The following is an 18572-nucleotide window of genomic DNA, read 5'->3' on the forward strand; positions in this document are numbered from 1 at the left end:
AGGGAGCAGCAAGGTTTAGTGCGTAACATGAGTTAATTAATCTATCATCATGCACAAAATAATCCCGAATTAAAATCTCTTATTCTGGCATTTGCAATAACAATGATTTTTCGCATTAAAGCAGTTAAAGCTACCATCTTTTTCTTTCCGGAAGAAATTAACTGATTGTAGAAAGATTTTAAGCTAGAATTTGAATTTCTTGCAGCCATGGCAGCTAAGAATAATATGGGCTTAATTCCACATCTGCCATAACCAATACACCGATAACCGCTAAACTGCCCGCTATCATTTGCCTTTGGTGCAAGGCCAGCAAGCGAAGCAATTTTACGTCGCGTTAAGGAACCTAATTCTGGTAATAAGACAAGAAGCTCATTAGCAATGATATCCCCTATGCCGGGAATAGTTTTTAGAATAGCTTTTTTTTCTCTTAACACAGAGTCAGCCTCTATCAAGGTATTTATTTCATCTGTAATGGTCTTGATTTGATTATTAAGCACCTCGAGCATTGCATTACAGCTCGCTTTGATGATGTCCGCGCGAGGAGCTTTTAATCTATTCTTTTCTGCAACAAGCATTTGTTTTAAATCATTACGACGCTGCACCAACTCAAATAAGGCAAGGGCTTTTGTTGATTGAGGAGTAAATAGTTCTAGTCGTTGTGCTCGCTCATACCCATATAAAGCCAATGAGAGGGCATCCAGTTTATCCGTCTTTGCCTCATTGCCATAAGATTGAATAAATCGTTTGACCTTACGTGTATTAGCTCGATGTACTGCAAACCCTGACTCACACAAAGTGAGCAATAATTGCATCTCATAACCACCTGTCGTTTCTAATACAGTTAAAGCATATTTTAATTTACTCTTGAAATCGTTTATAAACGCTTTAATACCTGTCGGATTATTTTCATATTCGTATATCTTTTTTGAGCCATACATCGCTACAACAAAAGAAATTTTTCCAATATCGATACCAATATAATTACTGTATAATGACATGCGCGCCTCGAAATTTTATTGTTTAGGATTGTAAGCGGACGTTCTTTAATCAGAGTCCTTTCAACTATTCAAACGTTTCGAGAGCAGGGCTAGAGTACCTTGATCCAGACGGTTGTTAAAACCTATTCCGCGACGGTCGCTCACGCCCGTGCCCTTTATTTTTACAATAAGGGGCTACTCTCTTAATGGCCATTATATAATTTTTTGTAACTTACAATACCGTAAGTGGTTTTGCAGGAATCATCAAATCCCTTCTTGTATTAAGATATCGTTTGCTGCCACCTCAAATTAATTTTAACAAGCCAAATAAAGCATTAAATTTCGACAATGGATGTTTTTATATTAACAAAGAATCAAAACCGTTACCAAAAGAAGGGGTTCTTGCAGCTGGCGTTACTGCCTTAGGTATTGGTGGAACCAATGCTCATGTTATACTGACCACTGTTCCTGAAAACAGGAATGTTCAGTCGAATACTTCCCCTGCCATTCTGGTTTCTGCAAAAGATAAAAAAGCCCTTCAAAAAAGACTGGGCCAGTTTTTAGAATTTAGCGAGTCTTTACCTGAGACAAAGTTAGCGTCACTCGCAGCAACCACTCAATTCCATCTAAATTCTTTCGATTTTCGATGTGCCTTTTACGCTGAAAATCTTGACAGCCTTAAAAAACAAATCTTTAGTCGTTTGCAAAGCCCAATGCCGGAGAAATGTTTTACAGATATCCCTTTGGCCTTCCTGTTCCCAGGGCAAGGCTCGCAATATGTTAGTATGGGAAAAACCCTATACGAGGAAAATAGTTATTTTAAGTCACTCATAGATCAATATTTTTTGATTCTTAATCAAATTAGTGGTGAAAATTTCCATGAGATTGTTTTTGAAGAATCCGAAAACACAACATTATATCAAACACAACATACCCAGATGGCATTATTGGGGTTTGAAGTTGCACTGGCAAATTTTTTGATCCAAAAAATCGGTCTAAAACCTACCATCCTCATTGGCCACAGCCTGGGCGAATTCAGTGCTTTAGTCGTTAGTGGCGTTTTAAGCTTTGGTGATGCAGCTAGATTGGTATATAAAAGAGCAACTCTAATGTCCATGACAGCCCCAGGCAAAATGCTTTCGGTTGTTAGCAGCCATGAAAACATAGTACCACTTTTGAACGATGGTGTTAGTGTTGCTGCCATCAATTCCCCAAATTTATTAACGGTTTCAGGATCCGTTTCAAACATTGAAAAACTCGTTGCTAAGCTTGAAACAAAACAAATCATTTATCAGTATCTTCCGATAAATCACGCCTTTCATTCTGAGCTTTTAGAGCCCATTTTAGACGAATTTAAATCTTGTTTTGATAACCTTACTTTTAAACCTCCTCTCATTCCAATCGTGTCAAATGCGACTGGGCTTATTCATGATGAAAATACGCTGAAAAATCCCGATTATTGGTGCTCACAACTCAGAGGAACTGTTCAATTTAAAGCTGGCATTGAATTGATCGAACAGAAATACCAACCTGTTTACTGCGAAGTTGGTCCAGGCCTTACCTTAACTACTTTTGTCAAACAAATTGTATCTCGACATCAGGCCGTATCCATAAATACAATACCTCATCCTAAAGACAGTTCTAACTTCTGGTCTTGTTTCTATAAAGCGTTCAGTCAGTTATGGCAAGCAGGGATTAATCCTAAGTGGGAAAATATCAGAGATAATCTCTGCAAGGGTCAGCCTTTATCCTTACCACCATACCCTTACAGCGAAAAAAATTGCTGGGTGATACCCACTCATCCCCAGGAAAAAAGTGAGCCAATAGGGGAGCCAAATGCATTGAAACCCTATGTTAAGTTATGGCAACAAGTGTCAAGCTTAACTTCAAAACAACATGAACATCCCATAGTTATCCTGCATCATTCAAAATTTATTTGTGAAACAATTCTGTCTCTTTTGCCTGACTCTCTTCCCATAAAAACATGGCAATGGGAAGCAAATGAAACCTTGAAAATCAAATCCCTTATTAAAGAATTATACTCAACGTCAAACCAACCGGTTGTAATCATCAATACATTACCACTGCTTGAGACAGAAGATTCTGATTGGAAAAATTTTGTCCATCAACAATTATTGTTTCAAATTGAATTGACAAAAATATTAGAACCGAACTGGGTAGCAAAACAAATCATCGTTGCCAATAAAAGTAGTAATTTGATGACCGTGGCAACCCCTGAGCAAACCATATTACAAAGCATGGTAAAAACGATTAATCAGGAAAAATCAAATTTACCATCTTGCTTAGTGGATATAATGAACAATAACTGGCCATCTAATCTTATCAAACATTTAAATTTTCTTATTGATTCTTCTCATCCCATATTATCTTTACGTGACGAACAGTTTTTTGCAGAGTTTTTTCAAGTCAGCGCATTACCCAAACCCATACCGATTAATACTACAAAGCAGTTAAAACATATTGTCATTATTGGTGGCTGTGGTCACGTGGGGCAACAATACATCAAGGCATTGAAATCAATCCCTGATATTAAACTCAGTTTGATTCAAAGAAGAAAAAAAGACGAGATTGTTGGACAAAATACAGAAAATGAGCTTATCGCTCAACTCGCTAATGATCAAAATTGCCGATTTATTCAAGCAGATATTGGAAAATTAAATAGCTTAGAAGCCGCCTTAACAAACGCTATTGATCTTTTTGGCCCTGTGAATTTACTCATTCATGCAGCTGGTATTGAGGCTTCTGAACATTATCGACTAATTAATGATCTATGTCCTGATTTCATTGAACATTGTTTTTATGCAAAAAGGCAAGGACTCTATAATATTGCACAAGTTACAAAGCTTTTACCCATACAATCTGTTCATGTTATTTCCTCCATTTCCTCCACTCTGGCAGGAATAGGAATGTATGTATATGCAGGTCTCCATAGTTTTATTGATCATTTCGTTGAACGTCAAAATAAACAATCATCCATTCCCTGGACATCCATTAACTGGGAAGCATGGGAGTTTGGTAATCAAGACGAAGAGCCAGAAACCTTCCAGCAAGGTGCTTTTGGTTCTCATCTGGATCAATTGGCCATCCGACCTGAAGTTGGCCAACAATTTATTGAACAATGGCTGGCTTCCCCGGTTGCTTCTATCATCGTGGCATCTGGTTCATTGACAACACGCTATCAAAACTGGGTCCTTAAACAAGGACTTGAATACAAAATCAATGCAGTTAAGGATAGCCGACCCGATTTAACAGTAGCTTTTGTTCCACCAACAAACGATAACGATAAAAAACTTATGGCTATATGGTCAGATATATTAGGTATCGAACAAATTGGTATTAACGATAATTTTTTTGAACTCGGAGGTCATTCTTTACTGGCTTTACAGCTGATAAATAATATAAATACTGTTTTCAGTTCATCTTTAACCATCATTGATCTCTTTACTTACCCAACAATTAGTAAACTTGGGAAATTTCTGAAGCCAGGCAATGACAATCAAAATGTTCAAAAAAATAGTATCAATCGAGCCAATTCCAGAAAGGAAAACCTTAAAAAACGTCGAAAATTCAATCAAAAAGTCCGGAGCTGTTAATGGAAACAGAAAATAAAATTGCAATCATTGGATATAATTGTCAAGTTGCTGGTGCAGATGATCCTCAAGCATTTTATGAAATTGTCTCCCAAAATAAAAGCGGACTTTCGCGTTCCAGTCCTGAAGATCAATCTAACTTCTTAGATGAAGCGATCTATCAAGATTCTAATTTTATCAATGTAGGTGGTGGTCCAAAAGATTTCCAATGCTTTGATGCTCGCTTTTTCGGCTATAGCCCCAAAGAAGCTGAGTTGTTGGATCCCCAAATACGTAAAGCTCTGGAATGTGCCTACCATACAGTTGAAGCTGCCGGATATGCTCCTGAAAGTTTAAAGGGAGATACCAGTTGTTATGTAGCCAGTAGTGTTAATAGTTATTTTAATGATAATTTAAAAGGACATTATCAGACAGGCAATGAATCAACAAAAAGTCATTTGATTTTCTTAAATGAACCAGATTTTTTGAGTACAAGAATTGCATATCATTTCAATTGGCAAGGCGCATCATTTAGTGTGAAATCTGGCTGTTCTGGATCTATGCTGGCTATTCATGAGGCTTGTAAGTCGTTGTTGCATTTTGAATGCGATAATGCTTTGGCTGGTGGCGTTAATATTAAAACTCTATCTCAATTTGGTTATATCTACGAACAGGATGGAATACTGGCTGCGGATGGTCGCTGCTGCCCTTTTTCAGAGGATGCTACAGGAACAGTATTTGCCAACGGGATTGGTTTTGTTTTGCTAAAACGGCTTGAAGATGCGATAAATGACGGGGATACTATTCACGCAGCGATCATCGCCAGTTATGCCAATAATGACGGTAAAGATAAAGTTGGTTATATGGCACCATCTGTAAGTGGTCAGTTAAAAGCGATGGAAACAGCGCTGGCTTATGCAGATATTCAACCTCAACAAGTCAGTTATATTGAATCACACGGCACTGGAACTTATGTAGGCGACCCTATTGAATACAAGGGGTTACAGAAAGTTTATAACGACTGTCCCCCTCAGAGTATTGCTTTACGTTCAGTTAAAGCAAATATTGGTCATACTGACTGTGCTTCTGGCGTCACCGCACTTATTAAAGTGCTGGAAGATCTCAAGCATCAAACCATTTCTCCAAACCACAATTTTACTAAAGTCAATGAAAAATGTGACCTATCTAACTCACCCTTTTATTTTAATACAAGTCTTCAACCATGGGAGCCAATCGAAGGGCGTCGCATAGCTGCTATCAGCTCTTTTGGTATTGGCGGCACCAATGTCCAACTTATTATAGAAGAATTTATCCAAGAACCTTCAAAAATGAATGTTCCGCAAAACAAGGCATTGGTATTTGCAGCTAAATCCCCAGCTGCTTTAGAAAAAAGAATCCAAAAATGCGTAGAAATGTTACAGAAAAACCCGGACCTAAATTTACATGATTTATCAGCAACATTACTTTTGGGTCAAAATAATTTTGAGTATCGTTTTGGTATAGTCGCCAGTCATGTTCAAGAAGCCATAGATAAACTATCAGTATTTAATTATCCATCGGAAGCGAAACAAGTTAACTTAAAAACACCGTCTACATTAAATCAGGAGATATTTGAAAATCCACAGGCGGTTCTTAAAAATTACTTAAGCGGCGCCGTTTATACATTAGATAGAGAAAACCCTATCCCATTCAGACATGTGCCACTGCCTAAGTATCCTTTTGAAAAAGAATGTTTCTGGGTAGATCAAAATGAAAATAAAAACCAGAAAATACAAGACATCAGTCGGTGGTTTTACCTACCCTATTGGCAGCGGCGCCAATCCCCTCTGCCTCCACTAAAAGAGTATAAAAAAACGATTTTACTATTCGAAAATGAAGCTACTTTAGTTAAAGAATATAAACAAGAACTTGAAGTCCTTGGTGCAACCATTATAACGGTGAATGCAGCTGAATCTTTTAGTCAATCGTCTGAGATCAATTTTCGTTTAAACCCCAGAAAAAAAGAAGATTATGAGCATTTGTTTACCAGACTTAAAAGTCAGTCTTTGATGCCTGAAACAATGATTCATTGCTGGAGTTTAAGCAATGAAGACAAAGATCAGGAAAGCTGTCTGGATAAGGGTTTATATTCTCTTTTGTATACGATACAAAGCTTAGAAGCTACAAGTATGACCTTTCCAAGGTTAGTTCAAATTATTACCAATCACACAGCCAATGTATCTGGCAATGAAATCGTTATCCCCATTAATGCCATGATGCAGAGCATGTCTCAAGTGCTTCCTAAAGAATATGATGATTTAGCCTGTCAATTAATTGATGTTGATAACCTAAATTCGAAGCAAATATTACCCGCACTAATGGAAGAATTGCATCGCAAAGAAAATGCTGAATTGGCATTGAGAGGAAAAAGTCGTTTTATAAAAGCCTACCAACCTACTCGCATAGATGACAATACAATCGGAAAAATAAGTATTGCTAAAGGCAAAAATTACCTTGTCATCGGTGGATTAGGTAATTTTGGTATTGAATTAGCAGAATTTATTGGCGGCCAACACCAAGGGCAAGTTTTTTTGACCACCCGCATGCAATTTCCTAATCGAGCTGAATGGCAAACATGGCAGTTGCAAAAGCCCAATCACGCCATCACTGAAAAAATTAATCTGATTACTAACATTGAAAAACAGGGAATTCAGATAGAAATACTGACCGCTGATGTTCTTGATATTACCTCATTACAAAATGTTAAAAAACACATAGAAAATCAATATGGTCCATTATCAGGTGTTGTTCATGCTGCAGGTGTTGTTGATAGCGGTATGATACGCCATAAAACAGTTAATTCTCTAGAGCAGGTATTTGCTCCCAAAGTCATCGGCACCAATAATGTCTGCAGTACTTTTTTAAACCATTCTTTAGATTTTCTAATATTATGCTCAAGCATGAACAGTATTATTGGAGGTTTGGGACAACTCGATAATACAGCAGCTAACGCCTATATTGACGCCTACGCTGAACATTGCCTAAATCGTGGGTTTAACAATGTTCTGGCCATTAACTGGGGCGCTGTCAATGAAGCTCGTGCGCGTAATTATTCAGCTCAAGTCCAATTTGCCAAACTTAGTGAAGAACACATCAAAAATAAAATGGAAAAATCGGAGATTTTTGAAGTTTATCGTCGCTTATTTTCAAGCCAGCTAGGCCCAAGAGTCGTGGTTTCAACCATTGATTTTAATCAGGTCATAGAAAACTGGAGTCGTGTTGGCTCATTGCAATCGTTAATTTCTACCAAGGCACAACAAAAACAAAAAAGAACGCTTGATCCATACCTCACAGAACCTGATTCAGATATGGAAAAATCCATTGCCCGTACCTGGGAAGATTTGTTAGGTATTGACAAGGTCGTATTGGAAGATGATTTTTTCACGCTTGGTGGAAATTCATTAATCGCAATTCAGTTTATTTCGGAACTTACAAAAAACTATCCCATCAAGATGCATGCAATGGCTATTTATGAATATCCGACATTAGCTGCTTTTGCAAAATACGTGGAACGATTAGTAAAAGACGCTGAAGATAAACAGGCATTGATGGTGTAAAGGAGAAGGTATGCAACGATGTTCGTTTTTATTGTCTGCCATTGAAGCGCACGCCCGGTTTCAACCGGAAAAGATAGCCATTGAATCGGCTTATGGGATCATAACCTATGCGCAACTATGGCATAACATCATAGAAGTCGGACAAAAATTAATGCAAATTCAAGGCCTCGTTGCATTACATGTTGACCGTACCCCATCTCTAATAACCTTAATGCTGGCTTGTTGGTATACGGGTAATCCATACTTGGCTTTAGATAAAAATCACCCGACTGAGCGCAAAAAATCGTTGATGGCAATGGCGAAACCCGCCGTTTGTATAGTAGATGATGAGTCAATGGATCTTAGCTGGCTTGGTGATGTTAAAACCATGCCGCTTTCTAACCTACAACCCCTCAAAATTTCAACTTCTTCCTTGCCTCCAGACCTGGCTTATTTATTATTTACATCCGGCTCTACAGGCACACCCAAAGGTGTTATGATTGCGGAGAAAGGCATTCATCAATTACTAAACTGGGCAAGAAGTTATTACTCACCATCTGTATTACGTAGTGTATTAGCCTCGACTACTACAACATTCGATTTATCTGTATTTGAAATTTTTGTACCCCTGTATTGCGGCACAAAAATTTACTTGGTTGAAAATATATTATCCCTAATTGAAGCTGACATGGATTTCGACATCAGCCTTATTAATACAGTACCTTCGGCTATTAGAGAAGTATTACGTGTCAATAAAATTCCGCCCAGTTGTCATACTATCAATTTAGCTGGTGAAGTACTCACTTCTGATTTAGTAAAGGCGCTTTATCAAAAAGCTCATATTCAAGCGATTTATAACCTCTGGGGACCATCGGAAGATACCACCTACTCAACAGTCTATCATTGTAGAAAAGATATGCCCATCCCTCAGCAAGTGCCAATCGGCATACCCATACCAGGCACTACAATAACCTTGCTTAATCCTGAAGAAAAAGAAAATGGCGTCCAAGTTGGTGAAATCGGCTTAAGTGGGCATGGTTTAAGTTTGGGCTATCTAAACCAGCCCGAGTTAACGGCAAAGGCCTTCATAGACAATCCTTCGCCGCCAAATCAAAAAACATACCGAACGGGGGATCTAGGTTACTGGGACGATGAACATCAACTTCATTTTTGTGGCCGCATAGATTTTCAAGTTAAGATTCGCGGTTATCGTATTGAATTAGAAGAAATTGAAAGCTGTCTTTACCTGCATCCGGAGGTTATCGAATGTGTCATCATTGTAATACACAAACATAACCTTCCCCAACTTGTTGCGATAATTAGAGCAAATTCAAACAATCTAATTCAAGATGCTATCCAACGACATCTGGCAAAAACATTGCCGACTTATATGATTCCTTCACACTGCATTATGCAAACTCATCCTCTCCCAAGAACACCCAATGGGAAGCTATGTCGTCGACAAGCATTAACTATCGCTGAGATGCATATTAAAAAGGATGATGCTTCTCAATCTATATCTACATCGCCTACCTTTGAGGATATTTGCAAACAGGTATTAGGATGCCCCATCCATTTAGATAAATCCTTTGTTGATTTAGGTGGCGACTCTCTTCGGGCAGTCCATCTCCTGCATCAACTGGAGCAATTTAATATTGGCAAAACTACTCTGAAAACAATTCTAAACAAAAAAATAAGCCTTACAAAGCTAGAGCAACAATTAGAACATTGTTCCACCATGCAGAAAAGCTCCAATCGTATGCCAATAGAGAAAACCATGTGGCAGCTTTATCAACAACATCAGCAAGCCTATCATGTCTCTGTTGCTATTGATATTAAAGGAAAATTTGATCAAGCAAGATTAATTGAGGCCATTGAAACCGTTGTCTATAATGAAGCAACCTTCCATCGTCAGTATTGTGTACAAGACAACATGGAAGGAAATTTTACTTTCACCTATAAGCAAGTCCCCATAAAAGTCTTAGTGGTTCCATTTTCAAATTCAGAGCATGAACTCCCTTCGCTCATGCAACAGCTTTCCTCTTCGTTTATCAATAAACCCTTTGATTTAACTAATCCAGGCCATATTCGTATCATCCTCATCACCAATGGTATGGATAAAGCCCGCTTATTAATAACAATGCCTCACATCAGTATAGATGGATATGGATTACAGTCACTTTTTGAAAAAATATCATATTACTACTCATCCAAAGAGCTAGTCAGCACTTTGGAAAATGCGCAGCAAGCCCTTACACCACCATATCGTATTGCAAGCTCCAATCTATTGAATACACAACAGTACTGGACGCAGCAATTAAGCCAGAAGGCCGAATTCATAACGCCCAGCCAAATTTCGCAAGAGAAAGCCTTATTTTTAAAAAACAAGATTGATTCAGATGCTTATAACCACATCAAGAGTGTTGCCCAACAATTAGAAATTACACCCGCTTCACTATTGCTTGGTTTATTTCAATGTTTATTGCATAAGTTGGATTTGGGCAAGCAAATATTTGTAGCCGTTCCATTTGCCAATCGTTTTACTCCGGAGCTGAGGAAAGTTTGTTGTTTAACAAAAAGCCTGCCAGTATATAGTCATTTTCAAGAAGAAAAAAAATTATCAGATTATTTAGCCGGTCAACACCAACAACTGCTTGATACTCTTGAACATCATACCATCGACATCGAAGCTGTGCTTAAGGCTATGCCGAACCCTCCTCGCTGTTTTGATATTATTTTCAGTTTTATGGACTTTGCTCAATCTGCTTTTCAGCTCCCAGACGCTATTTGCAAGCTAAAATTTATTCCGCAAAATCGTAATAAAGCGCCACTGATCCTTTCTCTAATTCCAGAAACTGATGGCCATCTAACGATTTGGCTTGAATCAAATCAAACATATTTTACTAAGCCCATGCTAGAAAGCCTTTCACAATGCTATGAAACTCTGATTTCTTCGATATCCGATCAATTAAATACACCCCTTTCAAAGTTGAATATCGTTCCCGCCAAACAACTTGCTACTATCAATCAACACAAGCAGTTTCAATCCTATCAAGGGCATCGCCAACTCACAGAAAAATTATTTCAAATAGCGAAAACATATCCCGACAATATCGCATTACAATGTCCTGAAAAAAAACTGACTTATAAAGAACTGTTTGATATCAGTCGTAATATTGCACAACAATTAGCCAACAGAAACATTTCACCTGGAAGTGCTATTGGGATATCTGTTAACAAGAACTGGCGTTGTGTTGCAGCCATTTTGGGTGTGCTTTTAAACGGATGTCATTATGTTCCGATTGATAAAAGGAATCCATTTGAACGAACCAATCATATCTTAAAAGATGCAAATATTGATTGGCTAATCCATGATGATAACCCGTCTGAAGCAGCGTCTAATCATCTCTTCATTGATACACTCATTGAGTCTACGAGCGGTATATTTACCATTAAAAATAATCCCCGCAACTTGGCCTATATCATCTATACATCAGGTACTACCGGTAAACCCAAAGGCGTTCCGATAACCCATAAAAATGTCCTGAGTCTTTTTAATAGTTGTACAGATTGGTTAGATTTTCGCAGCGATGACGTTTGGACACTCTTCCATTCCTACGCATTTGATTTTTCAGTTTGGGAAATATTTGGTGCTCTATTGACTGGCTCAAAATTACTCATAGTCGATGAGCCAACAACGGCATCGCCACAACGATTTGCCAAGCTCTTAGAAGCTGAGCAAGTCACCATGCTAAGCCAGACTCCAACAGCCTTGAGAAACTTATTGAACACTCAAAACACTATAAACTTTTCTCCCCGTTTTGTCTTTTTTGGTGGAGAAGCCCTAACCCAAGATATCATCAAGTTATGGCAACAAAAGCAATCTGAAACTACGAGACTGATTAATCTTTATGGCATCACAGAAGTCACCGTCCATGCAACCGTAGCAGAAATTGATTTTAACCAACCTACAATCGATATAGGTAAGCCTTTGTCCGATATGGGTTTGCAAATTCGAGGTATGCACAACCAACCTCTACCGCTTAATTTTCCGGGAGAACTCATTATATCTGGGGAAGGTTTAAGTAAGGGCTATTGGAATAATCCAGAATTAACCGCCAAGAAATTTATCAATATTGATGCCACGCCATGTTATTGCTCAGGCGATCTTGCCCTACTGGATAATTCAGGAAAATTTCACTATTGCGGCCGTATCGATAAGCAATTTAAGTTAAACGGTCACAGATTAGAAAAAAATGAAATCATTGGAGCCTTATTAGCTCATCCGCAAATAGAACAAGCTGAATTGAAGGTTATACATAGCGAAACAGGCATCCAATTTTTAGTGGCTTATTATTTGGCAAAATACGAGTTGGACCGGGAATCACTGCATCATTTTTTAGCCAGTCAATTACCCAGTTTCGCCCTTCCAAGTCATTGTATCCATCTTTCAGCCTTTCCTTTAACGATTAATGGTAAAATAGATGTATCTTCTTTACCCAATCCTAAACAGGAAGTGATTGCCTCATCTCAGCAGGAACTCACAAATATTCAACAAAAAGTATGCGAATGCTGGCAATCCGTTTTGAGGATAAAAATAGCAAAATCGCAATATCAGGCTTCATTTTTTGATTTAGGCGGCAATTCAGTAAAAGCTATACAACTTACCCAAATTATTAACAGCCATTTCAGTACTATTTCCTTTTCGGTAATAGATGTCTTTCGCTATACCACGTTAGAACAACAAATCAACGAAGTTGAGCTGCGCCACCAAAAGAGTCCAATATCGAAAGAGGAATGTTATGCATAAAGATGATCAAGGCATCGCTATCATTGGTTTTCACATGAGATTACCGGCTTGTCAAACCCCTCTGGATTTAATGAATAATCTAGATAATCAATACAGCGCTATTCGTAATCAATTAACAAACCCTTTACAAAATCAAATTGCTTACATGGCAGAAATTGATGATGTAGATTGTTTTGATGCTTCTTTTTTTCATTATACCAAACAAGAAGCAAGTATGATCTGTCCTCAACAACGCCTATTGCTTGAGAGCAGTTGGCTAGCCTTAGATAATGCCAACATCAAAACACCTTTGATTGAGAATAATAAAACTGGCGTGTTTACCAGTTGCTCTGCCAACCCTTTTTATTGGCAAGCCTTATTAACTGAATACTCCGATCCAATTAATCAATATCAGATTTTAATTAACAATGACAAAGATTACAGCGCCACACGCATCGCTTATAAATTTAATTGTCAAGGGCCTGCCATGTCTATACAAACAGGTTGCTCCAGTGGCTTAGTGGCTCTACATCAAGCCAAGCGTGCAATTGAAAATAACGAATGTGATACAGCAATCGTTGGAGCAGCATCGGTAACGTTTCCTATCGTGAAACCCATGCCCCTGGTGGAGGGAATGATCTTTTCACAAACAGGTCAATGCCATCCTTATTGTCATGATGCCAATGGTACAGTTGGAGGTATGGGGGTTGTGGTATTGATAGTATCCAGTCTTAGGTTAGCTATAGAAAATGCCCAACCAATCCTCGCGGTTATTAAAGGCAGTGCATTGAATAATGATGGTCACCGAAAAATGAGTTATACAGCCCCTTCCGTGGATGCACAAATAGATGTGATGAGAGAAGCCCTGGACAATGCCGATATCAAGGCAAATGAAATTGATTTCATTGAAGGTCACGGTACTGCGACTAAAATCGGAGATGCAATTGAGCTCACTGCCCTGGAACAAGTCTATGGTGATGGGCGTTCCATCCCTTTAGGTTCGATTAAAGCAAATATAGGACATTTGGATGTCGCCAGTGGTTTGGCCTCCACTTTAAAAGCAGTTTTAGCACTGAATCGAAAAGCAACGTTCCCACAGCCTTATGCTGAGTTAACAATGCCAAATCTTAAGCCACACTTCCAGTTATACTCACAACCACAACCCTTAAACAATAATAGCTATGCTGCTGTATCAGCCTTAGGTGTTGGAGGTACCAATGCACATATTATCCTAGGTCCAGCACCAGTTGATTCCATTGATGGCTCATTGCTAATTCATAAAAAACCTACTTATCGATTCAACAAAACCCATATACCAATGCCAGGAATGCCTGATAACGAACCAAATTACGATGCTGAAACCTTAACTAATAATTCGGTAGTAAACCCTGATATAAAGTCGAAAGTTCTCGAAGCATGGAACAAAGTGCTAGGACAACATAACTGGCAATCCACTGATAATTTTTTTGAAGTCGGCGGCGAGTCATTAACGGCTATTGCCTTAGCTCAGCAGATTAATCTGCTGACAGGGCTTAAATTAACTTACACAGCAATTTTTGATTGTCCAACCTTAGGGCAGTTGACGGAATCAGTCATGCAGGAGGTTGCCAAACCTCAATCTAATGAGGTTTACCTGTCAAATTTCGAACAAACCGACGATTATGAGTTTGAGGAATTATAAGAATGGTAAAACTACTTCAAAAACCCTTAACAAACGACAAGATCAATTTAATATTTTTCCCTTTTGCTGGCGGCAGCGGTGAGTATTACCATCACTGGCTTGCTAAATTGGCACCTAATATTTCAGGACAATACGCACAACTACCTGGGCGAGGTCGATACTTCGAACAACCTGCCTATGGTGAATTACCCAAACTTTGCCAACATTTAGCAGCAGAAATTTCATTGTATCCGAATTCGGAAATTGCTTTTTTTGGGCATAGTATGGGTGCATTAATCGCCTTTGAGTTAGCAAAGATGCTTCAGGAAGAATATGAATTAACCACAAGGCATTTGTTTTTGTCAGGACATCGAGCACCATCCGAACCCTACCAAAGAGCCCTGCTTCACAAACTTAATGAAGAACAATTAGTTGAACAAATGAGGCATATGGGAGGAATAGATAACCAACTTGGCTTGGAAGATTTAAAGCCTTTTCTCCCGACGCTGTATCAGGACTTCAGATTATGTGAAACATACCAGCACTCTGAACACGTCAAACTTGCATCCTCCATGCATATACTTTATGGCGAACAAGATGAGTGGATAAACAAAGAAACCTTAGAAAAGTGGCAATTAGAAAGTCATCAAAAAATCATATACCATCCCTTTCCTGGAAACCATTTTTATCTGACAGACAGGGTTAATGAAATAACCCGGCTCATTAATCACACTTTAGGAGACACTGATGTTAACTGCAAATGATTTGAACAATAACGAACTCATCAAAATCCGCATGGAAAATAATATGCGCGAAAAATTAGCCTATATTCCTGCCAGACACCCCAAAATGGATGTCATAGAAATAGGCAGCACATTGGTTGTCAACTCGGCTCTGCCTTCCGATACATTTAATACCGCTTTCGGAGGACAAATTGACGGCTCTACGGCAAAAAGAGTCTTTGATTATTATCGAGAAAAAAATTTCCCCATGGCCTGGTGGGTTGGGCCAAGCAGCCAAACAGAATACACTGATGAAACTCTACAAGCTGCCGGTTTTAATCATGATGAGTATGATGTTGGCATGGTTGCAAATTTGTTATCTTTACCGGAATACAGTTATCCTGGTCAATTGGAAATTAAGCAATGTGAGACCGATGCGGACTTTAATGATTTTGGTGAAGTATTGTCATCTATCTTCGCGCCCTACCCTGAGGAAGCCCAAGTAAAAAGATATTATCAGCAACTTCATCTGGTTCCTGCACAAGACCGCCCAGATCTAAAATTATTTGTTGGTTATATTAATGGAAAAGCAGTTAGTACCGCAGGATTATTTTTAACAGACTGTGCGGGCATTTTTGATATCTCCACACGTCCCGAAGAACGTCAAAAAGGTTATGGAACTGCGCTGTTTTATAGAGCCTTGGAAGAAGCCAAATCTCTTGGCCAACAAGTTTCTGTTTTGCAAGCTTCACCTGATGGTCTAAACATATACAAACGGTTTGGCTTTCAGCAAATTGGTGACTTTAATGTCTGGAGTAATGCGGAGGCGCTCGATGCTTAAGAGCATGCCTATACTCTTTGCATTAAGTTTATTGTTTGGGGGCACCGTTTTTTCTGCTCCCAACAATCTAATGCAAAAAGCTGTAAATAACACTAAAACGATTGAGCGAGTCAAAGCATTAAGTAATCTGGATGGTGCCAGTGGAAATGAACAAACGATCCGAAATTATGTCGTTAATCAATTAAAAGATAAGAGAGGGGATATAACTGTCGATAAACTAGGCAATGTTTTATTCGGATTTCATACTTATAATCCTAATCTTAAAACGGTATTGTTAATGGCTCACATGGATGAGGTTGGCTTTGTCATTACAGATATTGATGAAAAAGGGTATTTACGAGTAATGCCATTAGGCGGATGGTCACAGCATGCCATTTGGGCTCATTCCTGGCGAATCGTATTGTCTAAGGGAAGATCAATTACAGCCATCAGCGGAATTGATCCACCCCATATTCTCACTGACTTTACCCAGGCTCCCAAAATCAATCTTAACCAATTTTTTCTGGATACGGGTTTGTCTTCAAAACAGTTGAAGGAAAAGGGGATAAGGCCCGGCTTAACGATCGTTCCAGATGTAAAATTTAAACGTTTTGGCCGTTTTTATCAAGGTAAAGCACCAGGGCAAGATCACGAGTGCCTTTAAATTAAACTGATTATGTGATCTCATAGCTCCTTTATTTATAAAGGAGCAAAAATGTCATCATTAGTAGAATGTTTTTCAATAATTCGCGATCCACGTCAAGAAAGCAAAATTGATCATGAACTGATCGATATCCTTATTCTGTGTGTTTTAGCAGTTATTTGTGGAGCTGAAGGCTGGCAGGATATAGAAGAAGTTGGACATGCTCGTTTAAATTGGCTTCAAGAACGCGGTTTTTTTAAGAAAGGCATTCCAGTTGATGACACGATCGCCAGGATAGTGTCCAGTCTCAATCCAGAAGAATTACAAAGCTGCTTCATTAAATGGATGGCAGCAGTTGAAGAAGCAACCGACGGTAAAATTATAGCAGTTGATGGAAAAACCCTGCGTCATTCATATGACAAGAAAAAACGTAAGTCTGCGATTCACATGGTGAGTGCATATGCTGCTGAAAATGGCGTTGTTCTCGGTCAAAAAAAGACAGATGATAAATCAAATGAGATTACGGCTATCCCAGCTTTACTTGATTTATTGGATATCAAGGGTTGCATTGTGACCATTGATGCCATGGGTTGCCAAGAGAAAATTGCGGAAAAAATAGTTAACAAAGAAGCAGACTATGTACTGGCTGTAAAAGATAACCAAAAACAACTTCACGAAGAAATAATCGATTTTTTTGAAACATCTCGCCGATTTGAATTTAAGAATGTCCGGTATGATTATTTTGAGGAAGCTCATAAAGGCCATGGTCGTGTCGAGCTGCGCCGATATTGGATTAGCGACATGTTGGATACTATTAGCAATCCTGGACGATGGGCTTCTTTGCAAGGCATTGGAATGGTTGAATCAGAACGTTATATCGATGGTAAAACAACTTCTGAAACCCGATATTTTATTGTATCAATAGCTCCAGACGCTAAAATATTTGCTAATGCAGTTAGAAAGCATTGGGCTGTCGAGAATCAGTTACACTGGGTGCTCGATGTGTCATTTAGAGAAGACGATTCTAGAGTCAGGCGAGACAATGCCTCGGAAAATTTCGGTGTGTTTAGACATGTTGCAGTTAATGCGTTACGTAACGAAAAATCATGTAAAAAAGGGATAAAAGCCAAGCGGTACAAAGCAACCTTGCAATCTGATTATGCACAGAAAGTACTAAATGGTATTTTTTGAGCACTCATGCGTTTGCCCTGGGTAAAGCACTTGATGATCGCCTCGGAATCGCAGCACTCTTTTCAGTCATCGAATCGTTAAAAACAAATACAAAATTACAAAAACAATTGAACATCATTTTTGCTTTTACCACCCAGGAAGAATTAGGTATGCGAGGCTCTAAAATCATAGGCCAACGATTGAACCCTGACGTTGTCTTAAATGTTGAAGCTGGAATCGCCCATGATTATCCCATGCAATTCACGAATAAAAATGGACCACAACTTGGCAAAGGCCCCAGTCTTTTTATTTATGAATCAAGCATGCTTCCTGACTCTGAACTCGTTGAATATTTAGTTGATATTTCAAAACGCAATAACATACCAATTCAGTGGGAAAGTGAGCCTTCCTACGGACAAGATGGAGCAAACATTCAGCAAAGCGGTCATGGCAGCGCTGCTATAAACATTGGCATTCCTGTGCGTTACGCACATAGCCATTACGGTATTTTTGACAATGCAGATTTAATAAACTGTGAGAATTTATTAGTTAATGCCGTACTATCAATGCCTCAGTTTATTTCACAACTGGAAAGAAACGATTAAGGCTTCTAACAATAAAGTGCA

At 38.7% G+C, this 18572-nt stretch carries 10 protein-coding genes; 9 read left to right on the plus strand and 1 reads right to left on the minus strand.

The annotated features are described in order from the left end of the window. Positions 1-47 precede the first annotated feature (47 nt). Positions 48-998 carry an IS110 family RNA-guided transposase gene (locus E4T55_RS11340; RefSeq protein WP_115325220.1) on the minus strand — a complete coding sequence of 317 codons (951 nt, stop codon included), beginning with the start codon at positions 996-998 and terminating at the stop codon, positions 48-50. 272 nt (positions 999-1270) lie between these two features. Here E4T55_RS11340 and E4T55_RS11345 point away from each other — a divergent pair, with 272 nt between their 5' ends. From E4T55_RS11345 to E4T55_RS11385, 9 genes are read left to right on the plus strand one after another with little or no spacing between them, the layout of a single operon-like run. Beyond that, positions 1271-4591, plus strand: coding sequence for an SDR family NAD(P)-dependent oxidoreductase (locus E4T55_RS11345; RefSeq protein WP_058500398.1), 3321 nt, complete (start codon positions 1271-1273; stop codon positions 4589-4591). Further along, the gene (locus tag E4T55_RS11350; protein WP_058500399.1) at positions 4591-8163 is read left to right on the plus strand and encodes an SDR family NAD(P)-dependent oxidoreductase; all 3573 of its coding nucleotides are present in this window, start codon (positions 4591-4593) and stop codon (positions 8161-8163) included. Before E4T55_RS11345 ends, E4T55_RS11350 begins: the two co-directional genes overlap by 1 nt. Positions 8164-8173: 10 nt before the next feature. Beyond that, positions 8174-12952, plus strand: a complete 4779-nt coding sequence (locus E4T55_RS11355; protein ID WP_058500400.1) for a non-ribosomal peptide synthetase — start codon at positions 8174-8176, stop codon at positions 12950-12952. Continuing rightward, positions 12945-14612 (plus strand): beta-ketoacyl [acyl carrier protein] synthase domain-containing protein, encoded by a 1668-nt coding sequence (locus E4T55_RS11360; protein ID WP_058500401.1) that lies wholly within the window; start codon positions 12945-12947, stop codon positions 14610-14612. Before E4T55_RS11355 ends, E4T55_RS11360 begins: the two co-directional genes overlap by 8 nt. A gap of 2 nt (positions 14613-14614) precedes the next feature. Then, a complete protein-coding gene (locus tag E4T55_RS11365; protein ID WP_058500402.1) occupies positions 14615-15355 on the plus strand; it encodes a thioesterase II family protein in 741 nt (246 codons plus the stop codon). After that, the gene (locus E4T55_RS11370) at positions 15339-16154 is read left to right on the plus strand and encodes a GNAT family N-acetyltransferase (protein ID WP_058500403.1); all 816 of its coding nucleotides are present in this window, start codon (positions 15339-15341) and stop codon (positions 16152-16154) included. Before E4T55_RS11365 ends, E4T55_RS11370 begins: the two co-directional genes overlap by 17 nt. Next, complete coding sequence (locus tag E4T55_RS11375; RefSeq protein ID WP_058500404.1) at positions 16147-16797, plus strand: zinc-binding metallopeptidase family protein; 651 nt, start codon at positions 16147-16149, stop codon at positions 16795-16797. Before E4T55_RS11370 ends, E4T55_RS11375 begins: the two co-directional genes overlap by 8 nt. A gap of 51 nt (positions 16798-16848) precedes the next feature. Next, positions 16849-17967, plus strand: a complete 1119-nt coding sequence (locus E4T55_RS11380; RefSeq protein WP_058500405.1) for an ISAs1 family transposase — start codon at positions 16849-16851, stop codon at positions 17965-17967. Next, positions 17964-18551, plus strand: coding sequence for a M20/M25/M40 family metallo-hydrolase (locus tag E4T55_RS11385; protein WP_058502428.1), 588 nt, complete (start codon positions 17964-17966; stop codon positions 18549-18551). Before E4T55_RS11380 ends, E4T55_RS11385 begins: the two co-directional genes overlap by 4 nt. Positions 18552-18572: the final 21 nt, after the last annotated feature.

The sequence above is a fragment of the Legionella israelensis genome (genome assembly GCF_004571175.1).
Classification (GTDB): Bacteria; Pseudomonadota; Gammaproteobacteria; order Legionellales; family Legionellaceae; genus Legionella_D; species Legionella_D israelensis.

Coding starts and splice junctions, on each gene's coding strand:
- E4T55_RS11355 (WP_058500400.1), top strand. CDS start 8,174: ATGCAACGATGTTCGTTTTTATTGTCTGCCATTGAAGCGCACGCCCGG.
- E4T55_RS11370 (WP_058500403.1), top strand. CDS start 15,339: ATGTTAACTGCAAATGATTTGAACAATAACGAACTCATCAAAATCCGC.
- E4T55_RS11340 (WP_115325220.1), bottom strand. CDS start 998: ATGTCATTATACAGTAATTATATTGGTATCGATATTGGAAAAATTTCT.
- E4T55_RS11360 (WP_058500401.1), top strand. CDS start 12,945: ATGCATAAAGATGATCAAGGCATCGCTATCATTGGTTTTCACATGAGA.
- E4T55_RS11375 (WP_058500404.1), top strand. CDS start 16,147: ATGCTTAAGAGCATGCCTATACTCTTTGCATTAAGTTTATTGTTTGGG.
- E4T55_RS11380 (WP_058500405.1), top strand. CDS start 16,849: ATGTCATCATTAGTAGAATGTTTTTCAATAATTCGCGATCCACGTCAA.
- E4T55_RS11365 (WP_058500402.1), top strand. CDS start 14,615: ATGGTAAAACTACTTCAAAAACCCTTAACAAACGACAAGATCAATTTA.
- E4T55_RS11350 (WP_058500399.1), top strand. CDS start 4,591: ATGGAAACAGAAAATAAAATTGCAATCATTGGATATAATTGTCAAGTT.